Below are 19,006 nucleotides of genomic sequence, written 5' to 3'. Positions count from 1 at the left end.
GCTGCTCCCTCACATGTCGTGCGTCGTTCCCGTACTGCTAGCCCACGAGCTCGTCCACCGGCTCGCTCGCGCGCTGCACCGGAATCGTCGCACGGCGGCACTCGGGCGGTTCGATGCTGATCCTGGGGAGCCGCCGGTCCAGCCAGCCGGGCAGCCACCAGTTGGCGCCGCCGAGCAGGTGCATCAGGGCCGGTACGAGCAGGGTGCGCAGCACGAACGCGTCGAGGGCGACGGCCGCCGCGAGGGCGATGCCGAACATCGCGATCACCCGCTCGCCGCTGAGCACGAACGCCAGGAAGACCGAAATCATGATCACGGCGGCCGAGTTGATCACCCGGCTTGTCTCGGCGAGGCCGACCCGGACCGCGCGCCGGTTGTCGCCGGTCTCCAGCCACTCCTCGTACATCCGGCTGACCAGGAACACCTGGTAGTCCATGGAGAGCCCGAAGAGCACCGAGACCATGATCACAGGAAGGAACGGCTCGATCGGGCCGGACCGGCCCAGGCCCAGCAGCTCGCTCCCCCACCCCCACTGGAAGACGGCGACGACGATGCCGAAAGCGGAGGCCACCGCCGCCACGTTCATCGCGGCGGCCTTGAGCGGGATGCCGAGCGAGCGGAAGGCGAGGAGCAGCAGGACGCAGCCGAGGGTGATCACCACGCCGACGAAGAGCGGCAGCTTCCCGATGATCACGCCCGCGAAGTCGTCGTAGCTCGCGGTCACGCCGCCCACGTGGACGTCGAGCGAGGTGCCCTTCTCGGCGCCCGGCAGCACCTCGTGGCGCAGCCGGTCGACGAGGGCGCTGGTGTCCTGGGACTGCGGCGCCGAGTCCGGCACCACGGTGAGGACGGCCGTGTCGCCGCTGGCGTTGTACGTCACCGGACTCACCGAGGCGACGCCCTCGCTGGACCGCAGCAGCCCGGGCAGCCGCTCCATGGCGAGCCGGTCGTCGGCGCCGTCGAGCTTGCCGGCGAGGGTGAGCGGCCCGTTGACGCCGGGCCCGAACCCGTCGGCGAGCAGGTCGTAGGCGGTCCGGGTGGTCGACTTCGCCGGGTTGTTGCCCTGGTCGGAGGTGCCCAGACGGAGCGAGAGCGTGGGCAGGGCGAGCACCAGCATCACCACGGCGGCGACCGCGCCGAGCAGCTTGGGGCGGCGCTCGACGAAGGCGGACCAGCGGGCCGCGAAGCCGGTGGGCAGCTCCGGCTGCGGCCCGCGCTCGGCGAGCCGGCGCCGCTCGCGGCGGCTGAGCGCCCGCGTCCCGATGAGGGAGAGCAGCGCGGGCAGCAGCGTCACGGACGCGGCGACGGTGAGCACGACGGTCAGCGACGCCGCGACGGCGACCCCGTTGAGGAAGCCGAGCCGCAGGATGAACATGCCGAGCAGCGCGATGCAGACGGTCGCACCCGCGAAGACCACGGCCCGCCCGGTGGTCGCCACGGCCCGGGTCGCCGCCTCGTCGACGGAGAGCCCCTGGCGCAGGCCCCGGCGGTGCCGGGTGACGATGAACAGGGCGTAGTCGATGCCGACGCCGAGCCCGATGAGCAGGCCGAGCATGGGCGCGAAGTCCGCGACGGTCATGGCGTGGCCGAGCAGCCCGATGCCCGCGTACGCGGTGCCGACGGAGATCACCGCGGTGACGATCGGCAGGATGCTGGCGGCGAGCGAACCGAAGGCGAGGAAGAGGACGACGGCCGCGACGACCACGCCGACGATCTCGCTGAGGTGCGCGGAGCTGGTCTCGGTGAGCGCGGCGGCGCTGCCGCCGACCGCGACGTGGAGGCCGTCGGCGGAGGCGGCCTTCGCGGTGTCGACGACGGCCCGCGCCTGGGCCTCGGGTATCTCGTCGGCGGCATGGTCGAAGGTGACGGAGGCGTAGGCGGTGCGCCCGTCGGCGCTGATCTGCGCGCCGCCGTCGCGGACGTACGGGCCGGTCACGGAGGCGACGCCGGGGAGTTTCGCGACCGCGCCGAGGGCCTTGGACATGCGCTGCTGTACGTCGGGGGCGCGTACGGATCCGGTGTCGGTGCGCCAGACGACCGTGTCGGTGTCGCCGCCGAGGCCGCCGTGGAATCCGGCGTCGAGCAGGGCGGTGGTGCGGCCGGACTCGGTGCCCGGGACTTCGTAGTCGTTGGAGTACGCGGAGCCTGCGACGGCGGTGGCGGCCGTGGCGCCGCCGAACGCGAGGAGCCAGAGCAGGACGGCGACGAGGCGGTGCCTGATGCACCACCGTGCGATGGCTGCCAACGAATGTGCTCCCTGGGATGGTTCGTGGATCTTTGCCCGGGAACAGCCGGTACGACTTGAACAGCCCGCAAAGAACGCATGACCTCTACGCGCTGCAACTCTGACAGCGAATAGTGATCGTTTGCCCGTTTTGTGGGTTTACTCACAGGGCAGTGCGGGATTACTCACCGGACACTGCGGACAGGGGCCCCAGCGGCCCCTGCGTCACTTGCGGCGGGTGCAGGTGACGAGCAGGTCCTCGGCGCCGTCGCCCCGGAAGGCGAGTGCGAGGACGCCCTTGCTGTAGCGGGCCTCGACGGCGGTGCCGATGCTCGACCAGCCGCCGGAGAGCATGAAGAGCTCGGAGAACGACCGGGTGACCTTCTCGGGCATGCTCGTCAACGTGAAGGCTTCCTGCTCCTCGGACTCCGCGTCACCGGCGGGGGCGTCGGTGCTCACCGAGAGGACGGCGCCGTCGAGCATCCACTGACCGGACATTCCACCCCATTGAGTGACAGACCAGTGTCCGTCGGCATTGACCTTCAGAACGCCCTGATGGTTCTGGTTCGAGCGGTAGGCCCACTCGCCCTTCACGAACGCCTTCAGCGCCTGCATGCGGGGCCCCTCCGCCGCCCCCGCGCCGGTGCAGGCCGACACGGCACTGGCCGCCGTCCCCAGCGCCAGATACCGCAGCGCCGTACGCCGCCCGAGCACTCTCACCGCTTCTCGCCCGTCCACGCTCGGAACCCTATAGACGTTCTGTAACGAGGTCACCCGACAGGAGGGTTTGATTCCGCCCAGCCGTGTCATAAGACCCGGCCCCCGCATCCCATGGATGCGGGGGCCGGCTCGTACACGTACTGCGTACGCGGGAGAACGTGCTCCGGGATCAGGGGCTCAGCCCTCGACGCCCAGCTTCTCCAGGATGAGCTCCTTGACGCGGGCCGCGTCCGCCTGGCCGCGAGTGGTCTTCATGACCGCGCCGACCAGCGCGCCGACGGCCTGCACCTTGCCGCCGCGGATCTTGTCCGCGATCGCCGCGTTGCCCGCGATGGCCTCGTCCACGGCCGCGCCGAGCGCGCCCTCGTCCGAGACGACCTTGAGGCCGCGCTTCTCGACGACCGCGTCCGGGTCGCCCTCGCCCGCGAGGACACCCTCGATGACCTGGCGTGCCAGCTTGTCGTTGAGGTCGCCGGAGGCCACGAGGGCCGCCAGGCGGGCCACCTGGGCCGGGGTGATGGACAGCTCGTCCAGGGCCTTGCCCTGCTCGTTGGCGTTGCGCGCCAGCTCGCCCATCCACCACTTGCGGGCGGCCGCGGCGTCCGCGCCCGCCTCGATGGTGGCGACGATCGGGTCGACCGCGCCCGCGTTCAGAATCGACTGCATGTCGTGCTCGGAGACGCCCCACTCCTCGCGGAGCCGGTTGCGGCGCACCCGGGGCAGCTCGGGCAGCCCCTTGCGGAGCTCCTCGACCCACTCGCGGGCCGGGGCGACCGGGACGAGGTCGGGCTCCGGGAAGTACCGGTAGTCCTCGGCGTTGTCCTTGATGCGGCCGGAGGTGGTGGAGCCGTCCTCCTCGTGGAAGTGACGGGTCTCCTGCACGATCGTGCCGCCGGACGAGAGGACCGCCGCGTGGCGCTGGATCTCGAAGCGGGCCGCGCGCTCGACCGACCGCAGCGAGTTGACGTTCTTCGTCTCGCTGCGGGTGCCGAACTTCTCGGTCCCGTTGGGGCGCAGCGACAGGTTCACGTCGCAGCGCATCTGGCCCTTGTCCATCCGGGCCTCGGAGACGTCGAGCGCCTTGATGAGCTCGCGCAGCTCGGCGACGTACGCCTTGGCGACCTCGGGGGCCCGCTCGCCCGCGCCCTCGATCGGCTTGGTGACGATCTCGATGAGCGGGATGCCGGCCCGGTTGTAGTCGAGCAGCGAGTGCGAGGCGCCGTGGATGCGGCCGGTGGCGCCGCCGACGTGCGTCGACTTGCCGGTGTCCTCCTCCATGTGGGCGCGCTCGATCTCCACGCGGAAGATCTCGCCGTCCTCCAGCTGGACGTCCAGATAGCCGTTGAAGGCGATCGGCTCGTCGTACTGGGAGGTCTGGAAGTTCTTCGGCATGTCCGGATAGAAGTAGTTCTTCCGGGCGAAGCGGCACCACTCGGCGATCTCGCAGTTGAGCGCGAGGCCGATCTTGACGGCCGACTCGACGCCGATCGCGTTGACGACCGGGAGCGAGCCGGGCAGGCCGAGGCAGGTGGGGCAGGTCTGCGAGTTGGGCTCGGCGCCCAGCTCGGTAGAACAGCCGCAGAACATCTTGGTCTTGGTGCCGAGTTCGACATGGACCTCAAGGCCCATGACGGGGTCGTACGACGCGAGGGCGTCCTCGTACGAGACCAGGTCAATGACGGTCACGGTGAAAAACTTCCCTCTCAGCCCAGCAGGACGTCGTCGTCACCGATGCGCTTGAGCTCGCGCAGCAGGATGGCGACGCCGGTGGCGATGGCGGCGGCGGAGACGACGGCGTCGAGCAGCTTCAGCGTGTCGTGCTCGGTGCGGGCCTTCTTGGCCTGCTTGACCACGCTGATGACGCCGAACGCGGTGGTGCCGATGGACAGGTACGTACCGGTCTTGGACTTCTTGAAGCCCTTGGCCTTGGTCAGTGCACTCACAGCGACGGTGCCTCCTCAAGCAGCGGGTGGCCCCACTTTTCCACGAAGGCGGCCTCGACGGCGGCGCCGACCTTGTAAAGACGGTCGTCCTTCAGGGCGGGGGCGATGATCTGCAGGCCGACCGGCAGGCCGTCCTCCGGCGCCAGGCCGCAGGGCAGCGACATGGCGGCGTTGCCCGCCATGTTGGTCGGGATGGTGCACAGGTCCGCGAGGTACATCGCCATCGGGTCGTCGGCGCGCTCGCCGATCGGGAAGGCGGTGGTCGGGGTCGTCGGCGAGACGATCACGTCGACCTGCTCGAAGGCCTTCTCGAAGTCCCGCGTGATGAGCGTGCGGACCTTCTGGGCGCTGCCGTAGTACGCGTCGTAGTAGCCGGAGCTCAGCGCGTACGTACCGAGGATGATGCGGCGCTTGACCTCGTCGCCGAAGCCCGCCTCACGGGTGAGCGCGGTGACGTCCTCGGCCGACCTCGTGCCGTCGTCGCCGACCCGCAGGCCGTAGCGCATGGCGTCGAAGCGGGCCAGGTTGGACGAGCACTCGCTCGGCGCGATCAGGTAGTAAGCGGAGAGCGCCAGGTCGAAGGACGGGCAGTCCAGCTCGACGATCTCGGCGCCGAGCGACTTGAGCAGCTCGACCGACTCGTTGAAGCGCTGGACGACGCCGGCCTGGTAGCCCTCGCCGCCGAACTGCTTGACGACGCCGACGCGCATCCCGGCCACCGAGCCGTTGCGCGCGGCCTCGACGACCGGCGGGACCGGCGCGTCGATGGAGGTCGAGTCGAGCGGGTCGTGCCCGGCGATGACCTCGTGCAGCAGCGCCGCGTCCAGGACCGTACGGGCGCAGGGCCCGCCCTGGTCGAGGGAGGACGAGAAGGCGACCATGCCGTAGCGGGAGACCGCGCCGTAGGTCGGCTTGACGCCGACGGTGCCGGTGACGGCGGCGGGCTGGCGGATGGAGCCGCCGGTGTCCGTGCCGATGGCGAGCGGGGCCTCGTACGAGGCGAGCGCCGCGGAGGAGCCGCCGCCGGAGCCGCCGGGGATCCGGGTGAGGTCCCACGGGTTGCCGGTCGGGCCGTACGCGCTGTTCTCCGTCGAGGACCCCATGGCGAACTCGTCCATGTTGGTCTTGCCGAGGATGACGACGTCGGCGGCCTTCAGACGCTTGGTGAGCGTGGCGTCGTACGGCGGGATCCAGCCTTCGAGGATCTTCGAGCCGACCGTGGTCGGGATGCCCTCGGTGGTGAAGATGTCCTTCAGCGCCAGCGGGACACCGGCGAGCGGGCCCAGCTTCTCGCCCGCCGCGCGCTTGGCGTCGACGGCGCGGGCCTGGGCGAGCGCGCCCTCGCGGTCGACGTGCAGGAAGGCGTGCACCTTCTCGTCGACGGCGTCGATCCGGGCCAGGTGGGCCTCGGTGACCTCGACGGCCGTGAGCTCGCCGGACGCGATCTTCGAGGCGATCTCGGCGGCGGTGAGCTTGATGATGTCCGTCATGTGATTAGTCCTCCCCCAGGATCTGCGGCACCTTGAAACGCTGCTGCTCCTGGGCCGGGGCGCCGGAGAGCGCCTGCGCGGGGGTGAGCGACGGACGGACCTCGTCCGCGCGCATGACATTGGTCAGCGGCAGCGGGTGGGAGGTCGGGGGCACGTCTTGGTCGGCGACCTCGGAGACGCGGGCGACCGCGCCGATGATGTCGTCGAGCTGTCCGGCGAAGTGGTCCAGCTCTTCGCTCTTCAGCTCCAGACGCGCCAGCCGGGCGAGGTGGGCGACCTCCTCGCGCGTAATGCCAGGCATGCAGCGATCCTCAGGGGTGAGTGAGTGTGGTTTGGCCCCAATCCTATGGGGCGGGGCCACCACTCGACTAAACGGTTTGTGCGGCACCCCCCGATCACGGCCCGCGCGGCCCCACCCGCCGCCACCCGCCGCACCCCCCACCGCACCCCCGGCCACGCGCGCGTGCCCCGCCGACGCGTCCCCGGATCTGCGGCCGCCGGTCATGTCCCGTTCACGTCACGGGAGGGAAGTCCTGGCTGACTGGGCGAAGTTGTCCAGCCAACTCAGCCCGAGAGGACCAGACCCTCCGTGTCCCCCCTCAGAACGGCAGCGGCCCCCGCCGCCACCCTGACCCTCACCGCGCCCACCGCTCCCCGCGAGGGCGACCGGCTCGCCTTCCACTGGGCCACCGACGCGCCCGACCCGAAGAACTGGATCGGGATCTACGACGGCGACCGCCGCCCCGGCACCGGCTCCGCCCTGGTCTGGTCGTACGTCACGGCCGCGTCCGGTGACGTCACGCTCGACACCTCCGGCCTCGGCGAGGGCGTCTACACCGCGTACCTGCTGGCCAAGGACGGGTACGGGATCCTCGCCCGGACACCGCCCGTCACCGTCGCCGCCCGGCCGCCCGTCGTCCGGCCGCACGCGGTCACCGACGCCTTCACGACCGGCGCGTACGGGCCGGGCGAGCGCGTCTCGGTGGCGCTGGCCCCGCTGTGGATCCGCCCGGCGGGCAACCCGTCCGGCACCCCGTCCTTCCGCCGGCTGTCCGGCGACGCCTGGCTGAACATGGGACCCGACGGGACGGTCACCGGCACCGCACCCGCCCGGCCCGGCCCGCACCCCGGCCGGATGACGGTCGCGGTGAGGGACAGCGCGGGCGGCTCCGACACGGTCACGGTCCAGGTGCCGGTGCGCCGCCCCGGGGCCCGGCCGACGCTCACGGTGGCGTCGCTGAACCTGTGGGACGCGGGGGCGCACACCGCCGACGCGCACGAGAAGCTGCTGCGGCTCGTCCTCGGGCAGCGGCTCGACGTGGTGGCGCTTCAGGAGTCCGCCGCGTCCTCGGCCGAGGCGCTCGCGCGTGCCCTCGGGTGGCACGCCCATGACACGGCGGCCGGGGTCGGGCTGCTCAGCCGCTTCCCGCTCGACGACGTCTCGGCGCCGGTCGCGGACGTCCCCGCGGTGGCCGCGACCCTGCGACTGCCCGGCGGCCGGGCGGTACGGCTGTGGGCCGCGCAGCTCGACGAGGCCGGGTACGGCCCGTACGCGCTGCGCGACGGGCGCTCCCCCGCCGAGGTCGAGGCGGCCGAGCTCAAGAGCGCGCGCTACCGGCAGGCCAAGGCGCTGCTGGCCGCGATGAAGGGCGACCTGGCGTCCCGGCGGACCCCGCTCGTGCTGGCCGCCGGGCTCGCCTCACCCTCACACCTCGACCGGGGCGCCCGGGTGCGCTGGCCGGTCACCGTGACGCTGGCCGCCGCCGGGCTGCGCGACGCCCACCGCGAGGCGCACCCGCGTCCGGCGCGCGAACCGGGGGCCACCTGGTCGCCGGCGCGCCCGGACGAGCCGCAGGACCGGATCGACCAGGTCCAGTACGCCGGGCCGCTCCGGGTCGAGGCCGCGCACACGCTCTGCACCGGCTGGCCCCGGCCGGTACCGGACACCGCCGCCAACGGCTGGCCGTCCGACCACGCCGCCCCCGCCGTCACCTTCACCCTCCACTGAGCTTCCGACCGAGCATTCCCCTGAGCCTGAGCTTTCGAAGGACATCGCTGACATGACTCCGCTGAGCCGCCGCGCCTTCGTGGGCGCGTCCGCCGCGACCGCCGCCGCCGCAGCCGTCGGCCTGCCCGAGACCGCCGCCGCCGTCACCGGGGCGCGCGCCGAGGGCAGCGTCGAGGACGTGAAGCACGTAGTGATCCTGATGCAGGAGAACCGCAGCTTCGACCACTACTTCGGCACCCTCTCCGGCGCCCGCGGCTTCGACGACCGCCAGGCGCTGACCCTCCCCGGCGGCGACTCCGTCTTCCGCCAGCCGAGCCCGGGCCGCGCCGACGGCTTCGTCCTGCCGTTCCGGATGGACACCACCAAGTACAACGCGCAGAACGCGGGCGGGCTGCCGCACGACTGGGGCACCGGGCACACCGCGATCAACGGCGGCGCGATGAACAAGTGGGTCGCCGCCAAGGGCGAGCGCACCATGGGCTACTTCACCCGCGAGGACATCCCCTACCAGTACGCCCTCGCCGACGCGTTCACGCTCTGCGACGGCTACTTCTGCTCGCAGGCCGGGCCCACCGACCCCAACCGGCTGTATCTGTGGTCGGGCACCTGCGGCCCCGGCAAGGACGGCACGACCGGCCCGTGGACGGACAACACCCCGGTCACCGACAACCCCGTCGCGGACTGGACGACGTACGCCGAACGCCTGGAGACGGCCGGGGTCAGCTGGCGCGTCTACCACAACCCCGGCAAGGACGACCGGACCGGCGACTACGACGACAACGGGCTGTCGTACTTCAAGCAGTTCCACGCCTTCCCCAAGGACGACCCCCGGTACGTCAACGCGATGACCAAGTTCGACCTCACCGCGTTCGACCGGCACTGCAAGGACGGCACGCTGCCGACCGTGTCGTGGCTGGTGGCGCCGTACCTGTTCTGCGAACACCCGGCCGCGAGCCCCGACTACGGGGCGCACTGGGTGAACACCGCCCTTCAGTCGCTGTTCGCCAACCCCGAGGTGTGGAAGCACACGGTCTTCCTGCTGATGTACGACGAGAACGACGGCTACTTCGACCATGTGCCGCCGCCGTTCCCCGAGCCCGGCACGCCCGACGAGTTCGCCGGCGGGCGGCCGATCGGGCTCGGCAACCGGGTGCCGCTGTGGGCGATATCGCCCTGGTCGCGCGGCGGCTGGGTCAACTCCCAGGTGTTCGACCACACCTCGGTCCTGCGCTTCCTTGAGGTGGTCACCGGGGTGCGGGAGCCCAACATCTCGGACTGGCGCCGAGCCGTCTGCGGCGATCTGACCAGCTGCTTCGACTTCAGCAAGCCGGACTACTCGATTCCGCGGCTGCCCGACACCACGGCGCTGATGGCGAAGGCGGACGCGGGCAACGCGCTGCCCGCGGTGAAGCTCCCCGGCAACGGCGCCCAGTCCATGGCCACCCAGGAGCCTGGCTCCCGCCCGCACCGCCCGCTGCCGTACCGCCCATGGGCGGACGTCTCGGTGGACCGGGTCTCCGGCAAGGTCACCTGCACGCTCGCCAACCATGGGAGCGAGACCTTCCACTTCCTGGTCCTGCCGAACCTCCTCAAGCCGTTCACCGGTACGCCGTTCACGGTGGCCCCGGGGGCCCGCGCCACGTACGTCTGGGACACCGCCGAGACGGACGGCCGCTACGACTTCGCCGTGCACGGCGCCGACGGCTTCCTGCGGCGCTTCTCGGGCACGGTCGTACGGGCGGGCCGCGAGGCGGGAGCGGCCACGCCGTCGGCGACGGCGATGCTGCGCGGCGCCCGGCCGGAGCGCGCCACGGTGGAACTGCGGTTCGCCAACTCCGGTGACACGGCGACCGCGTTCACGGTCACGGCCGACGACGACGTGCGCGGCGGGCGCACGGTCTGGGTGGGCCCGCACGGCCACGGCTCGCTCAACTGGCGTGTCCTGGAAGGCCGCTACGACGTTACGGTGACGTCGGACGCGGGCACCCGGTTCGTCCAGCGGTACGCGGGCACGGTCCACGCGGGCTGAGCACCGCGAGGACGGGCACGCCGGGTCACTGGACCGGCGTGCCCGACGGCTCCTCGGCCGCGGCCAAGTTGGCCGCCGCCTCCAGGTCGGCGGGGCGCTGCCAGCCGCGCGAGCCGCGGGCGAGCAGCCAGGCGGTGGCCTCGGCGGGCGGCATCGCGGCGGCGACCAGCCAGCCCTGGACGGCGTCGCACCCAAGGTCGCGCAGCCGCTCCCAGGTCTCGTCGTCCTCGACGCCCTCGGCGACGACGAGCAGGCCCAGGGAGTGGGCGAGGTCGAGGGTGCAGCGGACGATCTCGGCGTCCTCGTTGTCGATGGCGAGCCGGGCCACGAAGGAGCGGTCGATCTTGAGTTCGCTGACGGGCAGCCGGCGCAGATGCACCAGCGACGAGTACCCCGTGCCGAAGTCGTCCAGGGACATCTTCACGCCGTGGCTGGTCAGGCCCGCCAGGGTGTCGGCGGCCCGCTGCGGGTCCTCCAGGAGGACGTGCTCGGTTATCTCCAGCTGGAGGGAGCCCGCCGGGACCCCGTGCCGGGCCAGCCGGGCCGCCACCGCGCCCGCGAAGCCCGGGGTGTGGACGTCGCGCGGTGACACGTTCACCGCGACCGGGACGTCGAGCCCCTGCGCCCGCCACCGGGCGACCTGGGCGAGCGCCGTCTCCAGGACGTACTCGGTCAGGTGCGGCATCAGCCCCGAGGACTCCGCGATGGCGATGAACTCGTCGGGAGGTACCCGGCCGCGCTCCGGGTGCACCCAGCGCACCAGCGCCTCAAGCCCGGCCACCTGGCCGTCGAAGCGGACCTTCGGCTGGTAGTGGAGCTCCACGTCGCCCGCGTCGAGCGCGCGCCGCAGATCACCCAACAGGCCCAGCCGGTCGGGGGTGTTGGAGTCGCGCTTCGACTCGTACACCTCCACGCCCGTGCGGTCCCGCTTGGCCTGGTACATCGCCACGTCCGCCCGGCGCAGCAGCCCCTCCGCGTCCAGCGCGTGGTCGGGGTAGACCGAGACGCCCGCGCTGGCCTCCAGGACGAGAGTGAGTCCGTCGAGGTCGAGCGGCGAGGAGAGCTCGGCGACCAGGCCGCGGGCTATCCGCATGGTGCTGGTCGCGGAGTCCGCCACGGGCAGCAGCACGGCGAACTCGTCGCCGCCGAGCCGGGCCGCCTCGGCGCCGCGCGGCAGGGCGAGCCGCAGCCGTTCGGCTATCTGGAGGAGCAGCCGGTCTCCGGCGAGGTGTCCGAGGGTGTCGTTGACCGAGCGGAACCGGTCCATGTCGATCAGGACGAGGGCGGCCCGGTTGCCGGGGCCCTCGGCCTCCTCCAGGGCCGCCCAGGTGCGCTCCAGGAGCCACTGGCGGTTGGGCAGTCCGGTGAGCGGGTCGCGCAGCTGCTCCTCGGCGCGGGCGCGGGCGATCCACAGGGTGGAGTCGAGGGCGATCAGCGGGACCGCGAAGAGCGGCAGCAGGACCGGCAGGGCCATCGCGACCACGCAGATCAGCGGGGCGATGCCGAGCAGGGCGACCGCGACGAGGCCCTGCCGCAGCAGGGCCGTCCGGGCGACCGTGGGCAGCCCGCCGCCGCGCGGCGCCAGCGCGTACCAGAGCAGTATCCGGGTGACCACCAGATACGTTCCGGCGGCCAGGACCACCACCGGAGCCGAGGAGACCGTCCAGTCGGTGGGCCACCAGGGTGAGCGGACGCTGGGATGGTGGCCGAACACGGCGAGCACCAGCGCGGCCGCGCCGATGCCGAGGACGTCGACCGCGCCGTGCAGCACGCCCTGGCGCCAGCGGTGGCGGCGGGCGGCGCCGACGAGCACCACCACCGCCATGGAGACGAGCCCGGCCGGCACCCAGCCGTACAGGAGCAGTACCGCCAGGGTGAGGGCGGCGCCGGAACCGGTGCCGCCCCACCAGCGGTCGCGCCCGAGCGCGACCAGATGGCCCACGATGATCCCGGTGAGGACGGCCAGCGCCCAGCCCGTGGTGGAGCCGGGGAAGAGGGCGTCGCCCGTGTCGAGGGCCCGGTAGAACCCCACGGCCAGGGCGAGGGCGGCGGTCCCGAGGACTCCTGCGGTCAGCCTGGAGGAGAATCCCGCGAACCCGCGCAGCCGTGCGGCCGGGGCGGCGCTCTCGGTCGGTTTCATTCCCGTCCCTCTCACAGCCGGCGGTGCCGATGCCACGCGATGGCCCCTTAGTCATGCCACCACGACCGGGAACTCCCCCAAGCTCCCCGTTTCAGCCGTGCACGACTGGCGCTCATCACAACAGTAGGCCGCGGAGGGCTCTGACGGGCAGCGGTCTACAGCTCTTGCCCGAATGCCACCTGGCCACCGTGATCCGTCTGCTATGCGCTGAACGGGTGACCGAACGCCGTCCGAGAGGAGCCCTCCACTCCTGTTATTCCCCCTCTTCCGCGCTCGGCACAGCTGCTTCGCGAGCCGCTTCGGGACCGTGTTCCAGCAGGACAGCGAACCCGTCCTCGTCGAGAACCGGAACCTTCAGCTGCATCGCCTTGTCGTACTTCGAACCAGGGCTGTCTCCGACGACGACGAACGACGTCTTCTTGGAAACGGAACCGGTGACCTTGGCTCCACGGCTCTGGAGCGCCTCTTTCGCGCCATCTCTGGTGTGGTTGACCAGGGTCCCGGTCACCACGACGGTCAGCCCCTCCAGCGGACGCGGCCCCACGTCCTCGCCGGAGCCCTCCTCCTCCATGCGGACGCCCGCGGCCTTCCACTTGCGCAGGATCTCGCGGTGCCACTCCTCCTCGAACCACTGCTTGAGCGAGGCCGCGATGGTCGGGCCGACGCCCTCGACCGCGGCCAGCTCCTCCTCGGTGGCCTGTTCGATGCGCTCGACCGAGCGGAACTCGCGGGCCAGCGCCTCGGCGGCGACCGGGCCGACATGACGGATCGACAGACCGGTGAGGATCCGGGCCAGCGGGCGCTCCTTGGCGGCCGCGATGTTCTCCAGCATCGAGACCGCGTTCTTGCGCGGCTCGCCGTTCATGTTGGCGAAGACCAGGGCGACCTTCTCCTCGCCGGTCTTGGGGTCGCGCTTGGGCAGCCCGCTGTCCTGGTCCAGGACGTACGCCTTGATGGGCAGCAGCCGGTCCATGGTCAGGTCGAACAGGTCGCCCTCGTCGAGCAGCGGCGGCTCGGACGGCTCCAGCGGCTTGGTGAGGGCCGCGGCGGCGACATAGCCGAAGTTCTCGATGTCCAGGCACTTGCGGCCCGCCAGATAGAACAGCCGCTCACGCAACTGGGCGGGGCACGACTGCGCGTTGGGGCAGCGCAGATCGATATCGCCCTCCTTCATGGGCCGCAGCCCGGTGCCGCACTCGGGGCACTCGGCGGGCATCACGAACTCCCGCTCGGTGCCGTCCCGCAGGTCCGCGACGGGGCCCAGGATCTCCGGGATGACGTCACCGGCCTTGCGCAGCACCACCGTGTCCCCGATGAGGACACCCTTGGCCTTGACCACGTCCTGGTTGTGCAGGGTGGCGAACTCGACCTCGGAGCCCGCCACGGTCACCGGCTCCACCTGCGCGTACGGCGTGACGCGGCCGGTGCGGCCGACGCCGACGCGGATGTTGACCAGCTTGGTGTTGACCTCCTCCGGCGCGTACTTCCAGGCGATCGCCCAGCGCGGGGCGCGCGCGGTGGAACCCAGGCGGCCCTGGAGGGGGATCTCGTCGAGCTTGACGACGACGCCGTCGATCTCGTGCTCGACCGAGTGGCGGTTCTCTCCGAAGTACGTGATGAACTCCCGCACCTCGTCCAGGGAGCCGACCACCTTGTTGTGCTGGGCGGTGGGCAGGCCCCACTCGTGCAGCAGCTCGTACGCGTGCGAGAGGCAGTCGATGGTGAAGCCGTCGCGCGCGCCGATGCCGTGCACCACCATGTGGAGCGGGCGGGTGGCGGTGACCTTGGGGTCCTTCTGGCGCAGGGAACCGGCCGCCGCGTTGCGGGGATTGGCGAACGGCTTGTCGCCCGCCTCCACCAGACGCGCGTTCAGCCCCTCGAACGCCTCCATCGGGAAGTAGACCTCGCCCCGGATCTCGACCAGGTCGGGGACGCGGTCGCCCTTGAGGCGGTCGGGGATGTCCGCGATCGTACGGACGTTGGGCGTGATGTCCTCGCCGGTGCGGCCGTCGCCGCGGGTGGCGGCTCGGGTCAGCCGCCCGTGCTCGTACGTCAGGTTGACCGCGAGGCCGTCGACCTTCAGCTCGCAGAGGTAGTGGTACGCGGCGGTGCCGACGTCCCTGGCGACGCGCTCGGCCCAGGCGCCCAGTTCCTCGTCGTCGAACGCGTTGTCCAGGGACAGCATCCGCTCGCGGTGCTCCACCGAGGCGAAGTCCGTCTCGTACGCCCCCGCGACCTTCTGGGTCGGGGAGTCCGGGGTGCGCAGCTCCGGATACTCCTCCTCCAGAGCCTCCAGGCCGCGCAGCAGCTTGTCGAACTCGCTGTCGCTGACGACCGGCTGGTCCTTCACGTAGTACCGGAAGCGGTGCTCCTCGACCTGCTCGGCGAGGAGCGCGTGCTTCTCCCGTGCGTCCGCGGGCACCACGTCGTTCTGTTCGCCAGCCACTGTCATGTCCTCCCGTTTCCCGTCTTCCCCGTCACTCAGGGTTGTCCGCGAGCGATCTCGCCGCCCGGACGCAGTGGGCGAGGGCCGCACGGGCATACGCCGGCGAGGCGCCCGCGAGTCCGCACGACGGGGTGACCACCACGGACTCGGCGAGAGTCCCCGGATGCAGCCCCAACCTGCGCCACAACGTCCTGACACCCATGACGCTACCGGCAGGGTCTGACAACGGGCCGTCGGTGCCGCCGACCACTCCGGCGAACAGCCGGGTGCCGCTCTCCACCGCCTCACCGATCACCTCGTCGTCACGCTCGGTGAGCAGGGAGAAGTCGAACGAGACGGCGGCGGCGCCGGAGCGGCGCAGCAGGGCGAACGGCACGTCGGGCGCGCAGGAATGGACGACGACGGGGCCGTCGTGCACCGCGACGACGTCCCGCAGCGCCGACTCGACGACCTGCCGGTCGACCGCCCGGTGGGTGCGGTAGCCGCTGGCGGTCCTGATCTGCCCGCGCAGCACGGCGGTGAGGGACGGCTCGTCGAGCTGGAGCAGGATCCGCGCGCCCGGCACCCGGCGGCGCACGTCCGCGAGGTGGGCGCGCAGGCCCTCGGCGAGCGACCCGGCCAGGTCGCGGGAGGCGCCCGGGTCGCCGAGCGCGGCCTCGCCGCCGCGCAGTTCAAGGGCGGCGGCGAGCGTCCACGGCCCGACCGCCTGGACCTTGAGCGGACCCTCGTACCCCTGGGTGAACTCCTCCAGGGCGTCCAGGTCCTCGCCCAGCCAGGAGTGGGCCCGCCGGGTGTCGCGGCCCGGCCGGTCGCCGAGCCGCCAGCCGCTGGGCTCCACGCGCGCGTACATCTCGACGAGCATCCCGGCGGTGCGCCCGATCATGTCGGCGCCGGGGCCGCGCGCGGGCAGTTCGGGCAGGAACGGGAAGTCGCCGGCCGATCCGTCGGCCCCGATGAGGGAACCGGTGGCGGTCCTGGCGGCCTCGCGCGCGTCGCCGCCGGGCATGGAGCCGACGCCGGTGGCCGAGCCCCAGGGGAAGTCGCTGACGGCGTCGCTCATCGGCCCGGCCGCACCGTCAGGTCGTTGACCTCGGCGTCGCGCGGCAGATCGATCGCCATGACGATCGTGGTCGCCACCGACTCGGGGTCGATGAACTTCGCGGGGTCGTACTCCTTGCCCTCCTGCGAGTGCACCTTGGCCTGCATGGGGCTGGCGGTGCGCCCCGGGTAGACGGAGGTGACGCGCACCCCGTTGGCGTGCTCCTCCTGGCGCAGCGAGTCCGCGAGCGCCTTCAGGCCGTGCTTGGAGGCGGCGTACGCGCCCCACTCGGCGTGCGCGTTGAGCCCGGCGCCGGAGTTCACGAAGAGGACGTGTCCGCGGGCCGCGCGCAGCTGGGGCAGGAAGAGCCGGGTGAGCTCGGCGGGCGAGATCAGGTTCGCGTTGAGCTGCTGGTGCCAGGTCTTGGGGCGAAGGTCACCGATGGGGCCGAGGTCGACGACGCCCGCGATGTGCAGGAGGGAGTCGAGGTGGTCCGGCATCGGCTGCATGCCGAGCGACTTGGAGATGCGGTCCGGGTCGGCGAGGTCCGCGACGAGGGTACGGGCGCCGGGGAAGCGCCCCGCGAGTTCCTTGGCGCGCCCGGCGTCGCGCGCGAGCAGCAGGAGCTCGTCGCCGCGCTCGTGCAGCCGCCGCGCCACCGCCGCGCCGATGCCGGAGCCTGCCCCAGTGATCAAGTGTGTAGCCATACCCGACATGCTCGCACTACTGGATGCCGGCGGACTCCTCCAGGTAGGCGAGGGCGGCGACCGCGTCCTCAGCGAAGAAGACCAGGTCAGTGAGGGGCACCGGCAGGAAGCCCTCGTCGTCCATGCGGCGGAACTGCTCCTTGAGGCCGTCGTAGAACCCCTCGGTGTTCAGCAGCACCACCGGCTTGGTGTGCTTGCCGTGCTTCTTCAGCTCCAGGATCTCGGTGGCCTCGTCGAGGGTGCCGGTGCCGCCGACCATGATGACCACGGCGTCGGCCCGGTCCAGGAGCAGCGCCTTGCGCTCCGCGAGGTCCTTGGCGATGACCATCTCGTCGGCGTTCGCGCGGGCGCTGACCGCCAGGAACTCGACGGAGACACCGACCAGCCGTCCACCCGCCTCCTGCACCCCGTCCGCGACGACCTTCATCAGCCCGCTCTCCGAGCCGCCCCACACGAGGGTGTGGCCGCCCTTGCCGAGCAGTTCGGCGAACTCGCGGGCGGGGCCCGTGTAGCGGTCGTCGAGGTCGGCGGCGGAGAGGAAGACACAGATGTTCATGGCTCAACCGTACGCCCGGACACCTCCGCCACTCGAACGGGTGAACAGTGTCCCGAACGGCGAATCGGGGGAACAACCGGCGGGCGATGGGCCGTTGAGCGGGCATGACTACGACGATTCACACCGTTCTCGCCGAGCCCACCGGCGCCTCCACACCCCCGCCGGGCCCGCCGCCGCCGATGGATCCCGACCATGCCGTGACCGCCGAGGAGGGCTCGGTGCGCGTGCGGGTCCTGTGGGACGGGCAGTTGCTCGCCGACAGCACCCGCCCGCTGCTGGTCCGCGAGACGGGCCTCCCGGTCCGCTACTACCTGCCCGCGCAGGACGTGCGCCTCGACCTGCTGACGCCGTCCGGCACGCGAACGATGTGCCCGTACAAGGGAGTCGCCTCGTACTGGTCACTGCCGGACGCGCCGGACATAGCGTGGTCCTACCACGAGCCGCTGGCGGCCGTGACGTTGATAAAGGACCACCTGTGCTTCATAGGCACGGAGTCCGACACCGAACCCGGCACCGAATCCGGCGAGGCCCTCGCGGTGAACTAGGCCAGCGCCTCGGTACGCCGCGTGGTGGTCGCGATCGTCGCCGATCCCACCACGCGCGTGCCGTCGTAGAGCACGATCGCCTGGCCGGGCGCGACGCCGCGCACCGGTTCGGCGAAGGTCACCACCAGCTCGTCGGCCACCAGCTCCGCCGTCACCGCCGTCTCGCCGCCGTGGGCGCGCAGCTGGGCGGTGTACGTGCCGGGACCGGCCGGGGCCTCGCCGCACCAGCGGGGCTTGATCGCGGTCAGGCCGGTGACGTCCAGGGCCTCGACGGGGCCGACGGTGACCGTGTTGTTCACCGGGGAGATGTCCAGGACGTAGCGGGGCTTGCCGTCGGCGGCCGGGTGGCCGATGCGCAGACCCTTGCGCTGGCCGATGGTGAAGCCGTACGCGCCCTCGTGGGAGCCGACCTTCGTGCCGGACTCGTCGACGATGTCGCCCTCGGCCTTGCCGAGCCGGTTGGCCAGGAAGCCCTGGGTGTCGCCGTCGGCGATGAAGCAGATGTCGTGGCTGTCAGGCTTCTTGGCGACGGCCAGGCCCCGGCGCTCGGCCTCGGCCCGGATCTCGTCCTTGGTGGTGAGGGTGTCGCCGAGCGGGAACATCGCGTGGGCGAGCTGCTTCTCGTCGAGGACGCCGAGGACGTAGGACTGGTCCTTGGCCATGTCGCTGGCGCGGTGCAGCTCGCGGCTGCCGTCCTCGTTGAGGACGACGGTGGCGTAGTGGCCGGTGCAGACGGCGTCGAAGCCGAGGGCGAGGGCCTTGTCGAGCAGCGCGGCGAACTTGATCTTCTCGTTGCAGCGCAGGCACGGGTTGGGAGTGCGGCCCGCCTCGTACTCGGCGACGAAGTCCTCGACGACGTCCTCGCGGAAGCGTTCCGCGAGGTCCCAGACGTAGAAGGGAATGCCGATGACATCGGCTGCGCGGCGGGCGTCGCGGGAGTCCTCGATGGTGCAGCAGCCACGGGCGCCGGTGCGGAAGGACTGCGGGTTCGCGGACAGGGCGAGGTGGACGCCGGTGACGTCGTGGCCCGCCTCGGCGGCGCGGGCGGCGGCGACGGCCGAGTCGACGCCGCCGGACATGGCGGCGAGCACACGGAGGGGGCGCGGGGGTGTCTTCGTCATAGCACCCATAAGGGTACGTGGCGTGAGGGGCGGACAGC

General features: G+C 71.8%; 15 protein-coding genes. 3 read left to right on the top strand and 12 right to left on the bottom strand.

Annotation, left to right across the window (positions count from 1 at the left end; translation table 11 throughout):
* Window positions 1–37: 37 nt before the first annotated feature.
* The 6 genes from ACZ499_RS17610 to gatC all read right to left on the bottom strand — a co-directional run bounded on the left by ACZ499_RS17610 (window position 38) and on the right by gatC (window position 6,678).
* Window positions 38–2,245 carry an MMPL family transporter gene (locus tag ACZ499_RS17610; protein WP_468675938.1) on the bottom strand — a complete coding sequence of 736 codons (2,208 nt, stop codon included), beginning with the start codon at window positions 2,243–2,245 and terminating at the stop codon, window positions 38–40.
* Between the two features lie 204 nt (window positions 2,246–2,449).
* Window positions 2,450–2,962: a hypothetical protein gene (locus ACZ499_RS17605; RefSeq protein WP_468675937.1), complete on the bottom strand. Its 513-nt coding sequence runs from the start codon at window positions 2,960–2,962 to the stop codon at window positions 2,450–2,452.
* A 159-nt stretch (window positions 2,963–3,121) separates the two neighbouring features.
* A complete protein-coding gene (gatB, locus tag ACZ499_RS17600) occupies window positions 3,122–4,630 on the bottom strand; it encodes an Asp-tRNA(Asn)/Glu-tRNA(Gln) amidotransferase subunit GatB (RefSeq protein ID WP_468675935.1) in 1,509 nt (502 codons plus the stop codon).
* Between the two features lie 17 nt (window positions 4,631–4,647).
* Window positions 4,648–4,887: a hypothetical protein gene (locus ACZ499_RS17595; protein ID WP_385536485.1), complete on the bottom strand. Its 240-nt coding sequence runs from the start codon at window positions 4,885–4,887 to the stop codon at window positions 4,648–4,650.
* The gene (gatA, locus tag ACZ499_RS17590; protein ID WP_385536487.1) at window positions 4,884–6,377 is read right to left on the bottom strand and encodes an Asp-tRNA(Asn)/Glu-tRNA(Gln) amidotransferase subunit GatA; all 1,494 of its coding nucleotides are present in this window, start codon (window positions 6,375–6,377) and stop codon (window positions 4,884–4,886) included. Before gatA ends, ACZ499_RS17595 begins: the two co-directional genes overlap by 4 nt.
* Window positions 6,378–6,381: 4 nt before the next feature.
* On the bottom strand, window positions 6,382–6,678 hold the full coding sequence (gene gatC, locus ACZ499_RS17585; protein WP_073772988.1) for an Asp-tRNA(Asn)/Glu-tRNA(Gln) amidotransferase subunit GatC: 297 nt from the start codon (window positions 6,676–6,678) through the stop codon (window positions 6,382–6,384).
* Between the two features lie 288 nt (window positions 6,679–6,966).
* Between gatC and ACZ499_RS17580 the strand changes: the two genes are divergently transcribed.
* Both ACZ499_RS17580 and ACZ499_RS17575 read left to right on the top strand, forming a co-directional pair.
* Window positions 6,967–8,385 (top strand): endonuclease/exonuclease/phosphatase family protein, encoded by a 1,419-nt coding sequence (locus tag ACZ499_RS17580; RefSeq protein WP_468675931.1) that lies wholly within the window; start codon window positions 6,967–6,969, stop codon window positions 8,383–8,385.
* 52 nt (window positions 8,386–8,437) lie between these two features.
* Window positions 8,438–10,414, top strand: coding sequence for a phosphocholine-specific phospholipase C (locus ACZ499_RS17575; protein ID WP_468675929.1), 1,977 nt, complete (start codon window positions 8,438–8,440; stop codon window positions 10,412–10,414).
* A gap of 25 nt (window positions 10,415–10,439) precedes the next feature.
* Here ACZ499_RS17575 and ACZ499_RS17570 read toward each other — a convergent pair whose 3' ends face one another.
* The 5 genes from ACZ499_RS17570 to ACZ499_RS17550 all read right to left on the bottom strand — a co-directional run bounded on the left by ACZ499_RS17570 (window position 10,440) and on the right by ACZ499_RS17550 (window position 17,302).
* On the bottom strand, window positions 10,440–12,554 hold the full coding sequence (locus tag ACZ499_RS17570) for a putative bifunctional diguanylate cyclase/phosphodiesterase (RefSeq protein WP_468675927.1): 2,115 nt from the start codon (window positions 12,552–12,554) through the stop codon (window positions 10,440–10,442).
* 253 nt (window positions 12,555–12,807) lie between these two features.
* Window positions 12,808–15,006 (bottom strand): NAD-dependent DNA ligase LigA, encoded by a 2,199-nt coding sequence (gene ligA, locus ACZ499_RS17565; RefSeq protein ID WP_468675925.1) that lies wholly within the window; start codon window positions 15,004–15,006, stop codon window positions 12,808–12,810.
* A gap of 25 nt (window positions 15,007–15,031) precedes the next feature.
* Window positions 15,032–16,060, bottom strand: a complete 1,029-nt coding sequence (locus ACZ499_RS17560; RefSeq protein ID WP_468675923.1) for a methionine synthase — start codon at window positions 16,058–16,060, stop codon at window positions 15,032–15,034.
* Window positions 16,057–16,755: an SDR family oxidoreductase gene (locus ACZ499_RS17555; RefSeq protein WP_468406014.1), complete on the bottom strand. Its 699-nt coding sequence runs from the start codon at window positions 16,753–16,755 to the stop codon at window positions 16,057–16,059. Before ACZ499_RS17555 ends, ACZ499_RS17560 begins: the two co-directional genes overlap by 4 nt.
* Window positions 16,756–16,762: 7 nt before the next feature.
* On the bottom strand, window positions 16,763–17,302 hold the full coding sequence (locus tag ACZ499_RS17550; RefSeq protein ID WP_468675920.1) for an LOG family protein: 540 nt from the start codon (window positions 17,300–17,302) through the stop codon (window positions 16,763–16,765).
* Window positions 17,303–17,481: 179 nt separating this feature from the next.
* On the opposite strand from ACZ499_RS17550, the gene ACZ499_RS17545 reads away from it, so the two are divergent.
* Window positions 17,482–17,847 carry a DUF427 domain-containing protein gene (locus ACZ499_RS17545; protein ID WP_468676125.1) on the top strand — a complete coding sequence of 122 codons (366 nt, stop codon included), beginning with the start codon at window positions 17,482–17,484 and terminating at the stop codon, window positions 17,845–17,847.
* On the opposite strand, the gene mnmA is transcribed toward ACZ499_RS17545, so the two are convergent.
* Window positions 17,844–18,968, bottom strand: a complete 1,125-nt coding sequence (gene mnmA, locus ACZ499_RS17540; RefSeq protein WP_468675918.1) for a tRNA 2-thiouridine(34) synthase MnmA — start codon at window positions 18,966–18,968, stop codon at window positions 17,844–17,846. The genes ACZ499_RS17545 and mnmA overlap by 4 nt on opposite strands.
* Window positions 18,969–19,006: the final 38 nt, after the last annotated feature.

Source organism: Streptomyces sp. NPDC031265 (assembly GCF_055570295.1).
Note: the sequence above shows the minus strand (reverse complement) of the source record. Positions and strands in the feature narration are given on the sequence as shown.

Coding starts and splice junctions, on each gene's coding strand:
- gatA (WP_385536487.1), bottom strand. CDS start 6,377: ATGACGGACATCATCAAGCTCACCGCCGCCGAGATCGCCTCGAAGATC.
- gatC (WP_073772988.1), bottom strand. CDS start 6,678: ATGCCTGGCATTACGCGCGAGGAGGTCGCCCACCTCGCCCGGCTGGCG.
- ACZ499_RS17575 (WP_468675929.1), top strand. CDS start 8,438: ATGACTCCGCTGAGCCGCCGCGCCTTCGTGGGCGCGTCCGCCGCGACC.
- ACZ499_RS17570 (WP_468675927.1), bottom strand. CDS start 12,554: ATGAAACCGACCGAGAGCGCCGCCCCGGCCGCACGGCTGCGCGGGTTC.
- ligA (WP_468675925.1), bottom strand. CDS start 15,006: ATGACAGTGGCTGGCGAACAGAACGACGTGGTGCCCGCGGACGCACGG.
- ACZ499_RS17560 (WP_468675923.1), bottom strand. CDS start 16,060: ATGAGCGACGCCGTCAGCGACTTCCCCTGGGGCTCGGCCACCGGCGTC.
- ACZ499_RS17555 (WP_468406014.1), bottom strand. CDS start 16,755: ATGTCGGGTATGGCTACACACTTGATCACTGGGGCAGGCTCCGGCATC.
- ACZ499_RS17550 (WP_468675920.1), bottom strand. CDS start 17,302: ATGAACATCTGTGTCTTCCTCTCCGCCGCCGACCTCGACGACCGCTAC.
- ACZ499_RS17545 (WP_468676125.1), top strand. CDS start 17,482: ATGGATCCCGACCATGCCGTGACCGCCGAGGAGGGCTCGGTGCGCGTG.
- mnmA (WP_468675918.1), bottom strand. CDS start 18,968: ATGACGAAGACACCCCCGCGCCCCCTCCGTGTGCTCGCCGCCATGTCC.